This is a genomic window from Pseudomonas sp. P7779 (genome assembly GCF_013386315.1).
Lineage (GTDB): Bacteria > Pseudomonadota > Gammaproteobacteria > Pseudomonadales > Pseudomonadaceae > Aquipseudomonas.
The window spans coordinates 62935-78329 of record NZ_JACARZ010000019.1; the positions used below are offsets into that span (position 1 = coordinate 62935).

15 protein-coding genes are annotated in these 15395 nt (G+C 60.7%); 6 read left to right on the forward strand and 9 right to left on the reverse strand.

Translation table 11 applies throughout. From position 1 onward, the window contains the following. Window positions 1-145 precede the first annotated feature (145 nt). Window positions 146-1183 carry an alpha/beta fold hydrolase gene (locus HX869_RS06970; protein WP_087695057.1) on the forward strand — a complete coding sequence of 346 codons (1038 nt, stop codon included), beginning with the start codon at window positions 146-148 and terminating at the stop codon, window positions 1181-1183. A gap of 3 nt (window positions 1184-1186) precedes the next feature. Here the strand turns inward: HX869_RS06970 and HX869_RS06975 are convergent, their stop codons facing one another. From HX869_RS06975 to HX869_RS07000, 6 genes are all read right to left on the reverse strand, one after another. Next, complete coding sequence (locus tag HX869_RS06975) at window positions 1187-2530, reverse strand: APC family permease (protein ID WP_003215176.1); 1344 nt, start codon at window positions 2528-2530, stop codon at window positions 1187-1189. Between the two features lie 133 nt (window positions 2531-2663). Beyond that, window positions 2664-3416: an N-formylglutamate amidohydrolase gene (locus HX869_RS06980; RefSeq protein WP_003215178.1), complete on the reverse strand. Its 753-nt coding sequence runs from the start codon at window positions 3414-3416 to the stop codon at window positions 2664-2666. After that, window positions 3400-4734 (reverse strand): glutamine synthetase family protein, encoded by a 1335-nt coding sequence (locus tag HX869_RS06985; RefSeq protein WP_338739499.1) that lies wholly within the window; start codon window positions 4732-4734, stop codon window positions 3400-3402. Before HX869_RS06985 ends, HX869_RS06980 begins: the two co-directional genes overlap by 17 nt. Beyond that, window positions 4731-5375, reverse strand: a complete 645-nt coding sequence (locus HX869_RS06990) for an isochorismatase family cysteine hydrolase (protein WP_003215182.1) — start codon at window positions 5373-5375, stop codon at window positions 4731-4733. The genes HX869_RS06985 and HX869_RS06990 overlap by 4 nt, the downstream gene beginning before the upstream one ends. Before the next feature lie 2 nt (window positions 5376-5377). Beyond that, complete coding sequence (locus HX869_RS06995) at window positions 5378-6232, reverse strand: MurR/RpiR family transcriptional regulator (RefSeq protein WP_003215184.1); 855 nt, start codon at window positions 6230-6232, stop codon at window positions 5378-5380. Between the two features lie 227 nt (window positions 6233-6459). Further along, window positions 6460-6960 (reverse strand): Lrp/AsnC family transcriptional regulator, encoded by a 501-nt coding sequence (locus HX869_RS07000; protein ID WP_008436349.1) that lies wholly within the window; start codon window positions 6958-6960, stop codon window positions 6460-6462. A gap of 118 nt (window positions 6961-7078) precedes the next feature. Here HX869_RS07000 and HX869_RS07005 point away from each other — a divergent pair, with 118 nt between their 5' ends. From HX869_RS07005 to HX869_RS07020, 4 genes are all read left to right on the forward strand, one after another. Continuing rightward, entirely contained in the window at window positions 7079-8113 is a 1035-nt protein-coding gene (locus tag HX869_RS07005; protein WP_178902916.1) for a histone deacetylase family protein, read from the forward strand. Between the two features lie 77 nt (window positions 8114-8190). After that, a complete protein-coding gene (locus tag HX869_RS07010) occupies window positions 8191-9600 on the forward strand; it encodes an amino acid permease (RefSeq protein ID WP_177022584.1) in 1410 nt (469 codons plus the stop codon). A gap of 204 nt (window positions 9601-9804) precedes the next feature. Next, the gene (locus HX869_RS07015; RefSeq protein ID WP_023658889.1) at window positions 9805-11214 is read left to right on the forward strand and encodes an OprD family outer membrane porin; all 1410 of its coding nucleotides are present in this window, start codon (window positions 9805-9807) and stop codon (window positions 11212-11214) included. Between the two features lie 164 nt (window positions 11215-11378). After that, on the forward strand, window positions 11379-11807 hold the full coding sequence (locus HX869_RS07020; protein ID WP_134326728.1) for a molybdopterin-binding protein: 429 nt from the start codon (window positions 11379-11381) through the stop codon (window positions 11805-11807). Window positions 11808-11906: 99 nt separating this feature from the next. Here the strand turns inward: HX869_RS07020 and HX869_RS07025 are convergent, their stop codons facing one another. From HX869_RS07025 to HX869_RS07035, 3 genes are all read right to left on the reverse strand, one after another. After that, a complete protein-coding gene (locus HX869_RS07025) occupies window positions 11907-12416 on the reverse strand; it encodes a cytochrome P460 family protein (protein WP_003215197.1) in 510 nt (169 codons plus the stop codon). Further along, the gene (locus HX869_RS07030; RefSeq protein WP_177080903.1) at window positions 12416-13456 is read right to left on the reverse strand and encodes an alpha/beta fold hydrolase; all 1041 of its coding nucleotides are present in this window, start codon (window positions 13454-13456) and stop codon (window positions 12416-12418) included. The genes HX869_RS07025 and HX869_RS07030 overlap by 1 nt, the downstream gene beginning before the upstream one ends. A gap of 133 nt (window positions 13457-13589) precedes the next feature. Continuing rightward, window positions 13590-14117 (reverse strand): GNAT family N-acetyltransferase, encoded by a 528-nt coding sequence (locus tag HX869_RS07035; RefSeq protein WP_177009440.1) that lies wholly within the window; start codon window positions 14115-14117, stop codon window positions 13590-13592. 150 nt (window positions 14118-14267) lie between these two features. Here HX869_RS07035 and HX869_RS07040 point away from each other — a divergent pair, with 150 nt between their 5' ends. Beyond that, the gene (locus HX869_RS07040) at window positions 14268-15395 is read left to right on the forward strand and encodes a sensor domain-containing diguanylate cyclase (RefSeq protein WP_102369191.1); all 1128 of its coding nucleotides are present in this window, start codon (window positions 14268-14270) and stop codon (window positions 15393-15395) included.

The following is a 15395-nucleotide window of genomic DNA, read 5'->3' on the forward strand; positions in this document are numbered from 1 at the left end:
ATCTGAAAGGAGTGTGACTACATGGTAGACGTACCATTCGGATAGTTGCCATAGCCTGAAGGTTTATACGCGCATTGATTTCCCACCTGCTTTCCCATTACGGGCATGCCAGAATATGGCGCTTAGCCACTTAGGGAACTCAAGGATGAAAACGCTGTGTGCTGCGCTGTTGTTGATGGTTGTCACCGGGCTGGCTCAGGCCAGTGAGATGAGGACCGGGTTCCAGGAAATTGTGATTCCCGACGCGGAGCACGGCAGGCCGTTGCAGGTGGCGGTGTGGTACCCGACCCATGCTTCCGGCACACCAGAACTGATTGCTGACAATCCGGTGTTTGTCGGCGCGCCGGCCTTGAAGGACGCTGCACCGGCTGCCGGCGAGCATCCGTTGGTGGTGATCTCCCACGGCATCTTCGGCAACTGGATCAACCAGTCCTGGCTCGCCAGCGCGTTGGCCGGGCAGGGTTACATCGTCGCCTCGCCCAACCACCCCGGCACCACCAGCAAGGACCGCACACAGCCGGCCGCTTCCGAGCTGTGGAAACGGCCCCTGGATATCCATCGGGTGATTGATGCCGTGATTGCCCAGCCGAAACGCTTCGGCGCGGTGGCCCAACGCAAGATCGCCGTCGTCGGGCACTCCCTCGGTGGCTGGACCGCACTCGAAGTCGGCGGTGCCCGCTTTGATCCGCAGCGCTTTACCGAGGACTGCAAGTTGCATCCGGAAATTGCCCCTTGCAAGGCCTACGAACAACTTGAGGTTGGTCGCACCGAGCAGGCGAGGCAGCGACTGGCCGGTGACTTGAGCGACCCGCGCGTGGCGGCCATTGTTTCCCTGGACCTGGGATTCGCCCGCGGCTTCAGCGATGCCAGCCTCGCGGCGCTGAACCGCCCCACGCTGGTGATTGCGGCGGGCACACCGTCGCCGGAATTGCCCGCCGCACTCGAGTCGGCCGACTTGGCCAAGCGCCTGCCGCAGAAGACTTCGCGCTACGTGGAAATCAGCGACGCCACGCACTTCAGCTTCCTGCCCATCTGCAAGCCGGGCGCGGTGGAGCGGATTGAACAGAGCGACCCCGGCGAAGGCTTCATTTGCCTGGATGCCAAGGGTGCTCGTCCCAAGCCGCAGATCCAGCAGCAGGTACTCAGCTTGATCAGTGAGTTTCTGCAGCAGTCACTGCGCTAGCCGTCAGATGTCCTTGGACAGCACCAGGCTCGCGCCCTTGCGGCTGAGGAACCACAGGTAGACCAGCCCGATCACGACCCAGGCAATCCCGAGCTTCTGTGCCTGCAGTCCCATGTTGAACATGATCGCGAAGGTGATCACAAAGCCCAGCACCGGCGTGATCAGGTGCCGCCACACATTGCGCGACTGCATGCGCCGCCAGTAGTAGTTGATCACGGTGATGTGCAGGATCATGAAGCCGCTCAGGGCGCCGAAATTCACCAGTGAGGTGAGGGTGTCCACGGTGTCGATGAAGAAGTAGCAGATGACCAGCGACAGCACGCCCACCAGGTAAATGCTCAGGTATGGCGTGCTGTATTTCGGATGGACCCTGGCCAGGGTTCCCGGAAGCTTGCCATCCCGGGCCATGCCGAACAGCAGTCGCGACACTGCTGCCTGCGAGGTGATGGACACCGCCACACCCCACGCCAACGCCGTGGCAATCGCCGTCAGCGAAGCCAGCCAGCTGCCGCCGGCAATGGCTGCAATTTCGTAAAAAGCCGAGTCGGCGGACGTGAAGCCCATGCCTGCCGCAAGGTCGGTTGCCAGCCAGGTTTGCGCCACGAAAATCGCGCCCATCACCAGCAAACTGATCAGCGCGGCCCGGCCCACACTGCGCCCGGCATCGCCTCTGGTTTCTTCCGCCAGGGTGGAAATCGCGTCAAAGCCCAGGAACGACAGCACCGCGATTGAAACGCCCTGCATCAGCAACCCAAAGTTGAATCCTGTGGGGTTGTACAGCGGCGCCAGCGTCAGGTGGCCGTTGCCGGCACCCCCGTGCAGAGCCTTCCAGGCACACACTAGGAAAATCCCCAGCACCACCAGTTGCGCCAGCAGGAACACGATGTTCATGCGCGCGGTAAACGTCATACCGCGCAGGTTGACCAGGGTGGCACTGACCAGGAACGCCAGGATAAATGCGGTCTTCGGAATCTCGGGGTACAAGTGGTTCAGCGCAATCGCGGCATAGATATACAGCAACGGCGGGATCAGCAGGTAATCGAGCAACAGCAGCCAACCGGCAATAAACCCGACACCTGGATTCAGCCCGCGCTGGGCGTAGGAATACACCGAGCCGGCAATCGGGAACGCCCGCGCCATGCTGCCGTAGCTCAACGCGGTAAACAGCATTGCCACCATGCCGACGATATAGGCCAGCGGTACCATGCCGGGCGCTTCGCTGTTCACATAGCCATACACGCCAAAGGGCGCGATGGGGATCATGAAGATCATCCCGTAGATCACCAGGTCCGTAAGGGACAGGCTGCGCTTCAGTTCTTGTTTATAGCCAAACTCTTCAATTGCCATGATGGGGTACTTCCGTATGAAGTAAGGCGAATGCGCAGCCGCCAAAGCGGCCGAACATGTTCTTGAACCCGGCAGGTTAAAAGACGCCCAGGCGGTTTTTTTATAGTTGTAAGACCGGTCCAGCCAACAGCAGCTACAGCAGTGGAGCCAGATAGTCCGCCCATGACTGCAGCGCATGGGGCGTTCGCAGCAGGTCGTTCCTGACCTCCAGCAGCACGGCCTCAATGCCGCGCTGATCACCGTGGAACGGCACGGTCATGTCACCGAGCACATCCACTTCGTAAGGCTGGTTGGCGGCAACGTTCAAGCCCTGGGCGGCCAACCCTTGCAGAATCCCTTCGGCATAGGCGGCGGCGCCGGCAAACAACACGCCGGCCTCGAGCGGGCGGGGTTGGCCGTGGTAAATCGGGGTGAAGCTGTGGACGGCCACGATGCGCACTTCGCGACCTTGCGCCAGTCGCGCATCGATCAGGGCGCTCAAGCGCTGGTGAAAGGGTGTGAACAAGCGCTCCTGGCGATACTGGCGAACGATGTCAGGAAGTTCCCGGTTGCCTGGCACGTCGTAGATTTCGCTGCGTGGCGGAATGCTGTCGGGGGCTTCCAGCGGGCGATTGAGGTCGATCAGCAAGCGCGAATAGGCGGCCGAGATCAACGTGGCATCCAGGGCCCTCGAGAGTCGTTCCGCCAGTTTCAGCGCACCGATGTCCCAGGCGATATGCTCCTTTGCCGCTTCATCGTTCAGGCCCAGGGCGTTCAGTTCCGTGGGGATGTAGGAACTGGCATGTTCGCAAACCAGAATCACCGGGTGCTCGGACTCTTGCCGGCTGACCCGGTATACCGGTTTCTTGAACAGGCCGTGTTCGGGGGAATCAGTAAAGGCGGGCATAGTGATCACAGAGTTCGGCAGGCGTCAGTTTCTCGGTGGATTTGAGCTCTTCGGCTTTCAGGGCGAAGTAGGCATCCATCAGCAGTGGCGGCAATTGGTCCAGCAACTGCGGGTTGTTGCGCAGGCTGGCGAGGGCGTCTTCTAGGGTGTCGGGCAGGGCGAGGATATGCCGCGCCTGGCGTTGTTCATCGCTCATGGACTCCGGGTCTTCATCGGAGGAACTGTCCAGCGTGAGCTTTTGCTGGAGGCCCAGGCGGCCGGCAATCAGCACGGCGGCCATGCTCAGGTGCGGTGAGGCGGTTGCGTCCAGCGGGCGGAACTCCAGGTTGTATTGCCTGGCCGGGGACTTGCCGCCGATGGTGATGGTCGGGCAAATCCGCAGTGACGCTTCGCGATTGCGCTGGCCCAGGTTGGCGTAGGACGCACTCCAGTGATGAGGCTTCAAGCGCAGGTAGGAAATCGGCGTGGGCGCGCTGAAGGCGCATAACGCGGGCAGGAATTTCAACACGCCCGCCGCCCACTGCCGGCCTTTTTCGGACAGCCCGTTGCTGCTTTGCGCGTCGTACATCACCGCGTTTCCGGCTGGATCCTGCAAGCTGATATGCAGGTGCACGCCGTTGCTCACGCCATCGGCTTCGAGCTTGGGCGAGAAGCTGATATCCAGGCCCATCTGGCGCGCGATTTCACGGGTGATCTCCCGCACATTCACCGCGCGATCGGCTGCGGCCACACCTTGAGTGGGACGGCAGGTGACTTCGTATTGCGCCTTGCCATACTCCGGCAAAAACATCTCCGGTTCGACGCCGGCCGCCTTCAGCGCGCTCAACAGCCAGCCGCCGAAAGACGCGGCGTGATGCTGGGCGGAAAGCGAGAAGGCATGGTGAGCGTTGTCAGGGGCCTTGTAGCCGAGGTTGAACTCATGTTCGAACGCGGCAGTCACCTCAAGCCCCAGCTCGTCGCGATAACGCTGGATCTCGTTGCGCAACATCGTGCGCGGGCAGGCCGCCCAGGGCTGGCCGTCGGTTTCGCAGATATCGGCGTGGATAAAATCCAGGCCCGGCGCATTGGCGTCCGGGCCGTTGGGCACCTGCACGCGGGTATTCATGTCCGGGATCAGGCGCAAATCGCCGCAGGAGCCCCAGGGATTATTCTCCGCCACCCGGTCCTGAGGCGTCAGCGCACTGTTGGCCGGCACCCAACCCACACCGGCTTGCTGATAACTCTCAAGCTCGTCCGTGGGAAACGAACGTCCGCGAGTCACACCAATCAGGTCGGTGGTGACGATAGTGGTCATTGCCGTTGGCTGGATCAGGCTCACGGGCGCAACTCCTGCAAACGGTTGATCACGGTTTGGGTGTCGGTGATCCAGCAATAACCCTTGATCGCCTCGAGGCACGCGTGATGCCGTTCGAAGGTGTAAGTGGCGCAGGCATCTTCGATCAGGGTCACCAGATAGCCACGGTCTGCGGCGTCACGCACGGCCATGTCGACGCACTGGTCGGTAACGATGCCGGCGATGATCAGGTGCCGGGTTTCCAGATTGCGCAGCACGTAATCGATGTTGGTGGAGTTGAAGACCCCGGACGACGTCTTGGGCAGCACGATTTCATTTTCAATGGGCGTCAACTCGTCAATCACGCCGGCCTGGTAGCTGCCCTTGGGCAAATGCATGTCCGACAGCTTGTGATCCAGCGAGCGATCGCGGCCATCCGCCGTGAGGCTTTCGATGATGGTGTGCAGCACGTTTTGCCGGGCTTCGCGCACCGCATTCAACAGCCGGACTTGATTGGGGATCACCGTTTCCCGAGCACGACCCAGGAAATATGCTGCGTGCGGGCCCTGCAAATGCGGGTCGAGTGCCGGGTCGAGCCAGGCACGTTGCATGTCCACCAGCAGCAAGGCGGTGTTGCCCGCGGTGAACGGAAGATCGCGGGGCGAATGATGGGGGAGCGTGAACATTGTTATTTTTCCTCCAAAAGGTGAGCGGCGAATTCCGTGCGAAGGGCATCGATCCCTTCCAGGCGGGCATCCAGGCCATTGCTGTGTTGTGTGAGGGTGGCGATCAGGGCTTCTACCTGCGCGAGGGCGGGCACCATCGTGTCAAAGGCCGACACCGATTCCACTGGGGAGCTGATGATCAAGTCGGCCAATTCCCGCAGCGGCGAGGCATAAATGTCGGTGAACAACACCACCCGCGCGCCCCGCGCCTTGGCGGCGGTTGCCACGCGCAAGGCCTGGGTCTGGTAGCGGCGGTAGTCGAACAGCAGCACCAGGTCCTGGCGCTGGATGTCATGGATTCGGTCGGGTAACTGGGCGTTGTCTTCCAGGGAATGACAGCCCGGACGCAACAGGCGCAAGTGATTCACCAGGTAGCCCGCGAGAAAACTGCTGAGCCGGCCGCCGAAGCAGAACACCTGGTGTTTGGTATCCAGCAGCCATTCGGTGAGTACGCGCACGTCTTCGGGTTGGGTCAGGGCCTGGGTTTCCTGAAGGGCGCGGTTGCAGTCGTGCAGGTAAGTGGCCCAGGCGTCATCCTGGGACGAGTGCGCCCGGGGTTGCAGCAGGGTGATTGGGGACCGCAGGCGGTGGTCCATTTCGCTGAGCAAGGCGTCCTGGAATTCGGCATAGCCACCGAAGCCGAGCTTCTTCACCAACCGCATGATGGTCGGGTCGCTGACCCCGGCGTGTTCGGCCAGGCGCGCCATGGAACCGAGGCCGCTGCGTGGATAGTGGTCGAGGAGGGCACGGATCACCTTGCGCTCGGAAGGCGTAGGGCTGAGTGCGGCGTCGGTGAGTTTGTCACGTAAGTTGGTCATATCTCGCCTTGTTGTTTTTGCTACGGCTTGGCGAGAATGAGTGTATTGGTAGTAAATGCTACATGTAAAGGCAGATTTCGGCTGTTTGTTGGAAACACTACAGGGATATGGCTTGACCTGTAGCGAGGGAGCTTGCTCCTGCCGGGGTGCTAAGCGCGTCCAAAGAAAGGACCGCTACGCAGTCCAACGGGAGCAAGCTCCCTCGCCACAATGGTATTTGCATCGGATCACTTCCCCACCCGCCCCGGAATGGCCACCCGACTTGTCGCCTTCACCTCCCGCAACGCCAGGCTCGACTGAATCGACGCAATCCCCAACTGCCGCCGCAACACGCTCTCCACAAAATCGCTGTAGGCGTCCAGATCCTCCGCCAGCACCTGCAGCAGATAATCCGCATCCCCGGTGATCTTGTGGCAGGACTGCACCTGCGGCAGCTCCTTGATCACGGCCTCAAAGTCCTCTGGCGTATGGTCGGAATGCACGGCAAACCGCACATGCACAAACGCCATGATCTCCAGGCCCAGCATCTTGCGATCGAGGTTGGCCTGGTAGTCCTTGATCACGCCTTCTTCCTCCAGCCGCTTGCGCCGTCGCCAGCATGGAGTGAGGCTCAGTGACAGGCGCTCGCTGAGTTCGGCGTTGGAAATACTCGCGTCTTCCTGCAGCAAGGCGAGGATGGCGAGATCGGTGTCGTCAAGTGCGACCTGTCTGGTTTTATTTTTCTTCATGGCGGCTCTTTGGGGTAAAAAATCCCGATTACGCTAGCATCGGCGCACGTAAAAGCAAAGAAAGCCCACCGCAGCCAGAACAAAATAATCACCTGTCTTTCACGGGTGGATGTCTTTCATGTTGACTGTTTTCAGCGACTCTCATCGTTTGCACCATGGCACCGAACTCAAGGATGGCGTGCTCAAGCCGTCCTTCGAACAACCCAGCCGCGCCGACACGGTGCGTGATCGGGTCAAGCACGTTGGGCTGGGCGATATCATCGTGCCGCGCACGTTCGACCGGGCCTGTTACGTCAATGCCCACAGCGAACGCTACGTGTCCTTCCTGGAAACCGCCTGGGCCGAATGGACGGCGATTGGCCGTGCCCATGACGCCTTGCCGCTGGTGTGGCCGGTGCGGGACCTGGCCAATGAGCAGGTGCCGGAATTCATCGACGGCAAGCTCGGGTTTTTCGCGATGGATGCCGGTTCACCGATCACCAGCACCACCTGGGAAGCGGTGAAGACCAGCGCCGATATCGCGCTCACCGGCCTGGCATTGATTGATGAAGGCCACAACAGCGCCTTCGCCCTGTGCCGGCCACCGGGCCACCATGCGGCGCGGGAATACATGGGCGGTTATTGCTACCTGAATAACGCAGCCATTGCCGCGCAACAGGCGATCACCCAAGGCGCCAAACGGGTCGCGGTGCTGGACGTGGATTTCCACCACGGCAACGGCACGCAGAACATCTTCTATGACCGCAGCGACGTGATGTTCGTCTCGCTGCATGGCGATCCGTCCGTGTCGTATCCCTACTATTCGGGCTTCAGTGCCGAGCGCGGTGCCGGGGCGGGCGAGGGGTTGAACCTGAACTACCCGCTGGCGAAAAACACTGGGTGGAGCACCTACAAAGAAGCGTTGCTCGACGCCTGCAATCAACTCAGAACGTTCTCGCCGCAAGTGCTGGTGATTTCCCTCGGCGTCGACACCTTCAAGGACGACCCCATCAGCCATTTCCTGCTGGAAAGCCGCGACTTCCTCGGCATCGGCGAGATCATCGCCAGCGTCGGCGTGCCCACGCTGTTTGTGATGGAAGGCGGCTACATGGTCGATGAAATCGGCATCAACGCGGTCAACGTGCTGCACGGTTTCGAGAACAAACACGCCTGATCCCGATGCCATTCCAACAATAAACAACGCCTGACTTTTTTCTGCCAAAACTCAAAAACATAACAAGAGGTTTTGTGATGAAAACAACCGTGCCCGGGCTGATTGAAAAGCCCGCTTTGCAACGCACCCTCAACAACCGCCATATCCAACTGATGGCCATGGGCGGTGCGATCGGCACCGGCCTGTTCATGGGCTCGGGCAAGATCATCGCGCTGTCCGGCACCTCGATCATCCTGATCTACATGATCATCGGGCTGTTTGTGTATTTCGTGATGCGCGCCATGGGTGAGCTGCTGCTGTCCAACCTGAACTTCAAGAGCTTCGCCGACTTTGCCGGTGCCTACCTGGGGCCGCGTGCGGCGTTTTTTCTTGGCTGGTCGTACTGGCTGAGCTGGAGCGTGGCGGTGGTGGGGGATGCGGTGGTGGTCGGGGGCTTTTTCCAGTACTGGTTCCCGCACGTGCCGGCCTGGATACCGGCGATTGCAATGCTGCTGACCCTGTTTGCCTTGAATGTGCTGACGGTGCGGCTGTTCGGCGAGGTGGAGTTCTGGTTTGCGATCATCAAGATCATCGCCGTGGTGACCCTGATCAGTGTGAGCGTGGTGTTGATTGCCAGCTCGTTTGTGTCGCCCACCGGCGTCACGGCTTCCCTGAATCATTTGCTGGATAAACAGGCGGCGTTTCCCAATGGCGTGTTCGGCTTCTTTGCCGGGTTCCAGATGGCGATCTTCTCGTTTGCCGGTACCGAGTTGATCGGCACGGCGGCGGCCGAAACCCGTTCGCCGGAGAAGACACTGCCCAAGGCAATCAACTCGATTCCGCTGCGGATCATCCTGTTCTACGTGCTGGCCTTGGCCTGCATCATTGCGGTGACATCCTGGGAGCAGGTGTCGCCCAGCAAGAGCCCCTTTGTCGAGCTGTTCCTGGTGGCCGGCTTTCCCGCCGCCGCCGGGATTGTGAATTTCGTGGTACTGACCTCAGCGGCTTCTTCGGCCAACAGCGGGGTGTTTTCGGCGAGTCGTATGTTGTTCGGCCTGGCGGACCTGGGAGACGCACCCGGGATATTCCGACGACTGTCGAAAAACAGCGTGCCGTTTATCAGCCTGGCGTTTACCACCTTCCTGATGCTGCTGGGCTTGTTGCTGCTGTTTATAGTCCCGGAAGTGATGACGGCCTTTACCATCGTCTCCACTGTTTCGGCGATCCTGGTGATCTTTACCTGGTCGACCATCCTGGCGTCCTACATCGCCTATCGGAAAAAGTGCCCGGAGCTACATGAAAAATCCCTCTACAAAATGCCCGGAGGCGTACCGTTGGCGTGGGTTTCACTTGGCTTCCTGGCGTTCGTACTTTGCCTACTGGCACTTCGCCCAGATACCCGCCTGGCCCTTTGCGTGATGCCTGCATGGTTTATGTGGCTGGCGGTTGCCTACCATTTCTCGCATTTTCGCCACCGACTCCAGCCTGATCAACGCACGGCGCTGTAGCGGTTGTCGTACAACTGCAGGCCATTCAACCCTCGAAAAAGGCCGGCTTGTACGGCCTTTTCATGACGGTTTTTTCATCGGTACATGACAAAAATTTCACAATCTGCGCCATCGGCCCCATGCCACAATCCGCAGCGTTTGCAGGGCCGCAACGGTATTCGCTCGAAGGACAGTAAAAAAATAATGTTCACAGGGGCGCAGTAAATGAAACTCTCTACATTAGCGTTGGCCATCACGGCGGCTGTCCTTGCACAACACGCCAGCGCAGACGGCTTTGGTCTTGGCTCACTCGGCACGGGTGACGGCCATAGCGGCTTCCTCGAAGACAGTCATTCTTCGATCAGTTCGCGCACCATGTACTACAACGCCGACGTTCACTCCGGCACGGCGAACGACCTGCGGGAAGCGGCTCAAGTACTGCGTTTCGACTATAAATCCGGTTACACCCAGGGCACCGTCGGCGTAGGTTTCGACGTGATGGCTTTCGGCGCGTTGCGTCTGGACGGTGGCGATGGCCACGCAGCGGGCAATGGCCTGTCGGGTAACGGCAACAGCTTCTTCCCGGTGAAGAACAATGGCACCGAGCCTGCTGACAGCTTCGGTCGCGCAGCCGGCAACGTTAAATTCCGTATTTCCCAGACTGAATTGCACGTGGGCGGTGGTTTGGCGCCGATCCTGCCGATCCTGGTGTCCAACGACAGCCGTGCCGCGCCGCAGACCTTTGACGGCGGCATCCTGACTTCCAAGGACATTCCCAACGTCACCTTCACCGGCGGCGAGCTGAACAAGGCTGAAGGTCGTGCATCGAGCAACTCCACGGGCTTGAGCGTGGCCGGTGCCACTCGCGACAGCGACAGCTTCCGTTTCGGTGGTGTCGACTACCAGCCGTTTGGTTCTTCTGACAACGTCATCGCTAAAAACCTGACGTTGCAGTACTACTACGCCAACCTGGAAGACTTCTACAAACAGAACTATTTCGGCCTGGTCCACGTATTGCCGTTGGGCAATGACCAGTCGTTCAAGACCGACCTGCGTTATTTCGACAGCACCAGCGACGGCAAAAACGGTTCGGCCGGCTATGCGTTCAACAACAACGGCGGCTATGCCAAGCACGCCGGTGAAGTCGACAACAAAACCTACAGTGCTGCCTTCACCTATCAGTTGGGCGGCAGCCAGTTGATGCTCGGCCATATCGGCGTGAGTGATGACGGTGGCTTCGTCTGGGTCAACCAGGGCAGCATCGCCGATCCAACCGCCCAAGGCGCGGCCGGTTCCGACTTCTACCTGTTCACCGACGCGGTGGTTGGCCAGTTCTCCCGTGCGGGCGAGCAGGTCAATTTCGGTCAGTACCTGTATGACTTCAGAACCCTGGTGCCGGGCCTGAAAGCCTCGATTGCCTACCTGAACGGCAGCGACATCAAGGCCAAGGTTGCCGGTGGCAGCGATCAGTCGGAACGCGAAACCGATTTCCGTCTTGATTACGTCGTGCAGGAAGGCCCGCTGAAAGGCTTCGGTACTACGTTCCGTACCGGCAGCTACCACGGCCATAACACCGGCACCGCCGACCAGGATCAGACTCGCCTGATCTTCAACTACACCTACGCGCTGTTTTAATCAGTCGTCGGTAACTGCTCCAGATGAAGGCCGCCCATTGGGCGGCCTTCTTTATTGGCGTGGGGTTCCAGGCAGGGCAGGGCGCTATAGTTGTTTTTACACAACGCAACGTTTAATCATGCGCGGCAATTCCTAACCTATAAGTCAAGAAAAGGACCGTTCCCATGAAAGTCAGTGCACGCAACGTATTCAAAGGCCAGGTCAGCCAGGTCCAGGACGGCGCGGTCAACGCCGAAGTGGTGTTGACCCTGCCCGGTGGCGAGCAGTTGGTGGCGGTGGTGACCATGGAAAGCATCCGCAACCTGGGCATTGCCGTAGGCAAGGAAGCGGTCGCGCTGATCAAGGCGCCGTGGGTGATGTTGATGACCGAATCCAGCGACATCCGCCTGTCGGCCCGCAACTGCCTGGAAGGCAAGGTGCTGAGCGTGAATGACGGCGCGGTGAATGCGGAAGTGGTGATCGAGTTGGCGGGTGGTTCGAAGGTGTTTTCCATCGTGACCCGCGACGCGGTGGCCGAGCTGGGGTTGAAGCCGGGCGTGAGCGCCACGGCGGTGATCAAGGCGTCCCATATCATCCTGGGCGTTCCGGCCTGATAAAACCCCACTCAACGTAGCAGCTGTCGAGCCCAAGCGAGGCAGCTGCTACGGGATGCCCGGTTGCCACGGCGTTTGTTGTTGAAAAGGGCTATTGCGCTAAGGCGCCAGCCGGGTGAACACATAATCGTGGTTCTTCACCAGCGCCTGATGGCAGGCAAAGCAGGTCTCATGCTGCGCCTGGTCCACCGGCTTGCCATTGATGAACCGTCCAAAGCCCCAGCCTCCGGTCGCTGCGTATTTCTTCGAGTCCTTGACCATGAACTGCACGGTGGTCGCCGCGCCGGGAATCGACGCGGTCTTGAACTCGGGCGATTGCACGTGCTTCCAGGCCAGTTTCGCCAGCACAGTGCCGTCGGGGAAGGGCAGCGTGCCGTCGCGGTACGCCTTGAGCGCCACTTTATTGCCCAGCACCACCCGCAGTTCATTCAGCGGGTCGGCTTCCTGGGCCGGCGCGATCAGCTCCCATTGACGGTAGCCGTCGGGAATGGTCACGCCGTAGATCGGCGAAGGCTCGCTGGTAGCCGGGCCGCCAAAGGCGAACCCGGTAGCGGTGGCCACCACGGCAGCTGTTGCAGCGACGAGTGCAGCAAGATGCAGGCGCTTCATCACAGGTGGTCCGCATCGATCACAGCCTTGGCAAAGGCTTGCGGTGCTTCCTGCGGCAGGTTGTGGCCGATGCCGCCGGTGATCAGCCGGTATTCGTATTTGCCGGTAAAGCGTTTGGCATAGTCCTCTGCGGCCGGGTGCGGCGCGCCGTTGGCGTCGCCTTCCATGGTGATGGTGGGTACGTTGATGGAGGGTGCAGTGGCCAGTTTCTGTTCCAGCGCAGCGTATTTTTTCTCGCCCTGCACCAGCCCCAGGCGCCAGCGGTAGTTGAAGATCGATACGGCGACGTGGTCGGGGTTGTCCAGGCCCTTGGCGCTGCGGTCGAAGGTGGCGTCGTCGAATGCCCATTTTGGCGAGGCGATCTGCCAGATCAACTTGGCAAAGTCGTGGGTGTTTTTCGCATAGCCGGCGGCGCCGCGATCGGTGGCGAAGTAGAACTGGTACCACCATTGCAACTCGGCCTTGGGCGGCAATGGGTTCTTGCCCGCGGCCTGGTTGCCGATCAGGTAGCCGCTGACCGATACCAGCGCCTTGACCCGCTCAGGCCACAACGCCGAGACGATGTCGGCGGTGCGCGCACCCCAGTCATAGCCGCCGAGCACGGCCTGCTTGATCTTCAGCGCGTCCATGAAGTCGATCAGGTCGACGGCGAGGGCGGCCGGCTGGCCGTTGCGCAGGGTCTTTGCCGACAGGAAATGGGTATCGCCATAGCCGCGGGCGTAAGGCACCAGCACCCGGTAGCCCTGGGCGGCCAGCAGCGGCGCTACCTCGGAGTAGCTGTCAATGTCGTAGGGCCAGCCATGCAGCAGGATCACCACCGGGCCATCGGCCGGGCCGACTTCGGCGTAGGCCACATCCAGCAAGCCGGCTTTCACATGCTTCAACGGGCCGAGCGCGCTGTGGGCAGTTGCGCTGGCAGCCGCAGGTGCTTGCGCGTCCTGTGCACTGGCGACGCCGAGGGCACCGAACTGCAACAGCGCAAAGGCCAGCAGCGACGCGCCCATCAGGCGGCGGGGTGGGGTGTTCAACTGTGTGTGCATGGTGAGTCTCCGGCGGCGGGTGGTGTGCCTGGCTCACAGTTGAACGTAGTTGTGTATCCCGTCTGTTTCGAGAAAGCGGTTGGGTTAAAGGTTTTGTATCGCAGCGGTGTTTGGACACACTGCGATACAAAGGTCAGAGGGCCCGCCGGGCCACATACACCAGGCTCGGCGCCTGACCGGGTACATCGTCCAGCTCATCGATGTACTGCATGCCGATTTTCTCCAGCACCTTGATCGACGCTGTATGCGCCGGACGCACCACGCCGTACACCTGCGGCTGGTCCAGTTCGACAAAGGCAAACTGCAACGCCGCCCTGGCAATCTCGGTTGCAAAGCCCTGGCCCCAGGCGCTGACCGCAAAGCGGTAGCCCAGGTTGATCCGCTCAACGTCGTTGTAGGGGTACAAGGTGATGCCACCAAAGCCGATCACGCGGTCCGGCGCCTCTTGTGTGGCAATCGCCCATTGGCCGAAACCATGTTCTGCCCAGTGCAGCAGCCAGCGAGCCAGGGCGGCCTCGGCTTGGCCCAGGTCCGTCAACGGGCCGGCCGGGTTGTAGCGGTTGGTCTCGGGATCGCCATAAATGGCAAATACACTGGCCACATCATCGGCCGCTGCGGGCCTGAGAATCAGGCGTTCGGTGGTAATCGGGTGGGTATTCATGGGTGGACTCTGATCCTTGGAGCGAGCGAGAAGGTGTTCACCTATATTTATCCTGCTTTCGGCGCTCTAGCACGCTTGATTCAGTTGTTAGGGCTACTGGCAGGATGCCACAATGGCACTTTGTCGCGGCAGTAAGATCAGGCGGACCAAATGAATGGCCTTGGGCGTGGGCAGGACCAGGATTGCTTCATCGAGGAGCAGGTACGAACAGATCGATTGCACCAGCTGTTTCGCCAGTCATTCTCTGCAGTGTTCGGCAGTTATATGGCGGCCGCCATGCTGTGCTGGCTGTGCTGGGAACGTTTTGATCACCGGGTAATGCTGGTCTGGCTGGTGGTATTGGCGGGGACGTCGTTGCTGCGGGTGTGGATGTTCATGGACTGGTTTCGCTGCCCCAACAGTGAACGCACCCCCGCGCGCTGGGAGCGGCGCTATTGGGTAACGTTGATGTTGTCGGCCGGGGTCTGGGGCATCGGCGCATTCGTCCTGATGCCCACCGACGACCGCCTGTCCCAGGCCCTGGTGATGTTGTTCACCGTGGGCATGTCGGTCAGCGCAGTCTCGTGTTATTCGGCCTATCGCTACATGACCCTGGTCTCCATGGGCCTGGTACTGCTGCCGTGCACCCTGTGGCTGCTGTTTCAACCGTCGTCGATGCAAGTCGGCATGGCCCTGGCGGTGCTGGTGTTCTCTTCGTTTGTCGGTGGCGCCACGCGCAAGCTGTCGGATGCCCTGGAAAAAGCCTTTCGCCTGACCCGGCAAATGGAGCGTGCCCACAACATCTCCACCCGCGCCGCACAAACCGACGAACTCACCGGCCTGATGAACCGCCGGGCGTTTTTCGAGCACGCGCAGTTGCTCTACGAACAGTGCCGGCATAACCAGCAGCCGTTGTGCGCGCTGATGATGGACATGGACCACTTCAAGGACATCAATGACACCTACGGGCACCAGGCCGGGGACCAGGTGCTGCGTCAGATCGGCGGGGTGATCAGCGCGTCGTTTCGCCAGGCCGATGTGTATGGGCGGCTGGGGGGCGAGGAGTTTGCGGTGCTGCTGCCGGATACGTCGCTGGAGACCGGGCGGGACATCGCCGAGCAGTTGATCAAGGCCATCGCCGGGCTGACCAGCGAGCCGGTCCAGGGGTTGACCGCCAGCCTCGGCGTGGCCTGGGCCCGCGCGGTGGACCAGGACCTGCACGGCCTGATGAACACCGCAGACAAGGCGCTGTACCGCGCCAAGGCCCTCGGGCGTAACCAGGTGGCCGTCGCGGAATAG

Bases quoted from the DNA above. Each gene is read 5' to 3' on its own strand.
- HX869_RS06970 (WP_087695057.1), top strand. From the start codon at position 146: ATGAAAACGCTGTGTGCTGCGCTGTTGTTGATGGTTGTCACCGGGCTG.
- HX869_RS06975 (WP_003215176.1), bottom strand. From the start codon at position 2,530: ATGGCAATTGAAGAGTTTGGCTATAAACAAGAACTGAAGCGCAGCCTG.
- HX869_RS06980 (WP_003215178.1), bottom strand. From the start codon at position 3,416: ATGCCCGCCTTTACTGATTCCCCCGAACACGGCCTGTTCAAGAAACCG.
- HX869_RS06990 (WP_003215182.1), bottom strand. From the start codon at position 5,375: ATGTTCACGCTCCCCCATCATTCGCCCCGCGATCTTCCGTTCACCGCG.
- HX869_RS06995 (WP_003215184.1), bottom strand. From the start codon at position 6,232: ATGACCAACTTACGTGACAAACTCACCGACGCCGCACTCAGCCCTACG.
- HX869_RS07000 (WP_008436349.1), bottom strand. From the start codon at position 6,960: ATGAAGAAAAATAAAACCAGACAGGTCGCACTTGACGACACCGATCTC.
- HX869_RS07005 (WP_178902916.1), top strand. From the start codon at position 7,079: ATGTTGACTGTTTTCAGCGACTCTCATCGTTTGCACCATGGCACCGAA.
- HX869_RS07010 (WP_177022584.1), top strand. From the start codon at position 8,191: ATGAAAACAACCGTGCCCGGGCTGATTGAAAAGCCCGCTTTGCAACGC.
- HX869_RS07015 (WP_023658889.1), top strand. From the start codon at position 9,805: ATGAAACTCTCTACATTAGCGTTGGCCATCACGGCGGCTGTCCTTGCA.
- HX869_RS07020 (WP_134326728.1), top strand. From the start codon at position 11,379: ATGAAAGTCAGTGCACGCAACGTATTCAAAGGCCAGGTCAGCCAGGTC.
- HX869_RS07025 (WP_003215197.1), bottom strand. From the start codon at position 12,416: ATGAAGCGCCTGCATCTTGCTGCACTCGTCGCTGCAACAGCTGCCGTG.
- HX869_RS07030 (WP_177080903.1), bottom strand. From the start codon at position 13,456: ATGCACACACAGTTGAACACCCCACCCCGCCGCCTGATGGGCGCGTCG.
- HX869_RS07035 (WP_177009440.1), bottom strand. From the start codon at position 14,117: ATGAATACCCACCCGATTACCACCGAACGCCTGATTCTCAGGCCCGCA.
- HX869_RS07040 (WP_102369191.1), top strand. From the start codon at position 14,268: ATGAATGGCCTTGGGCGTGGGCAGGACCAGGATTGCTTCATCGAGGAG.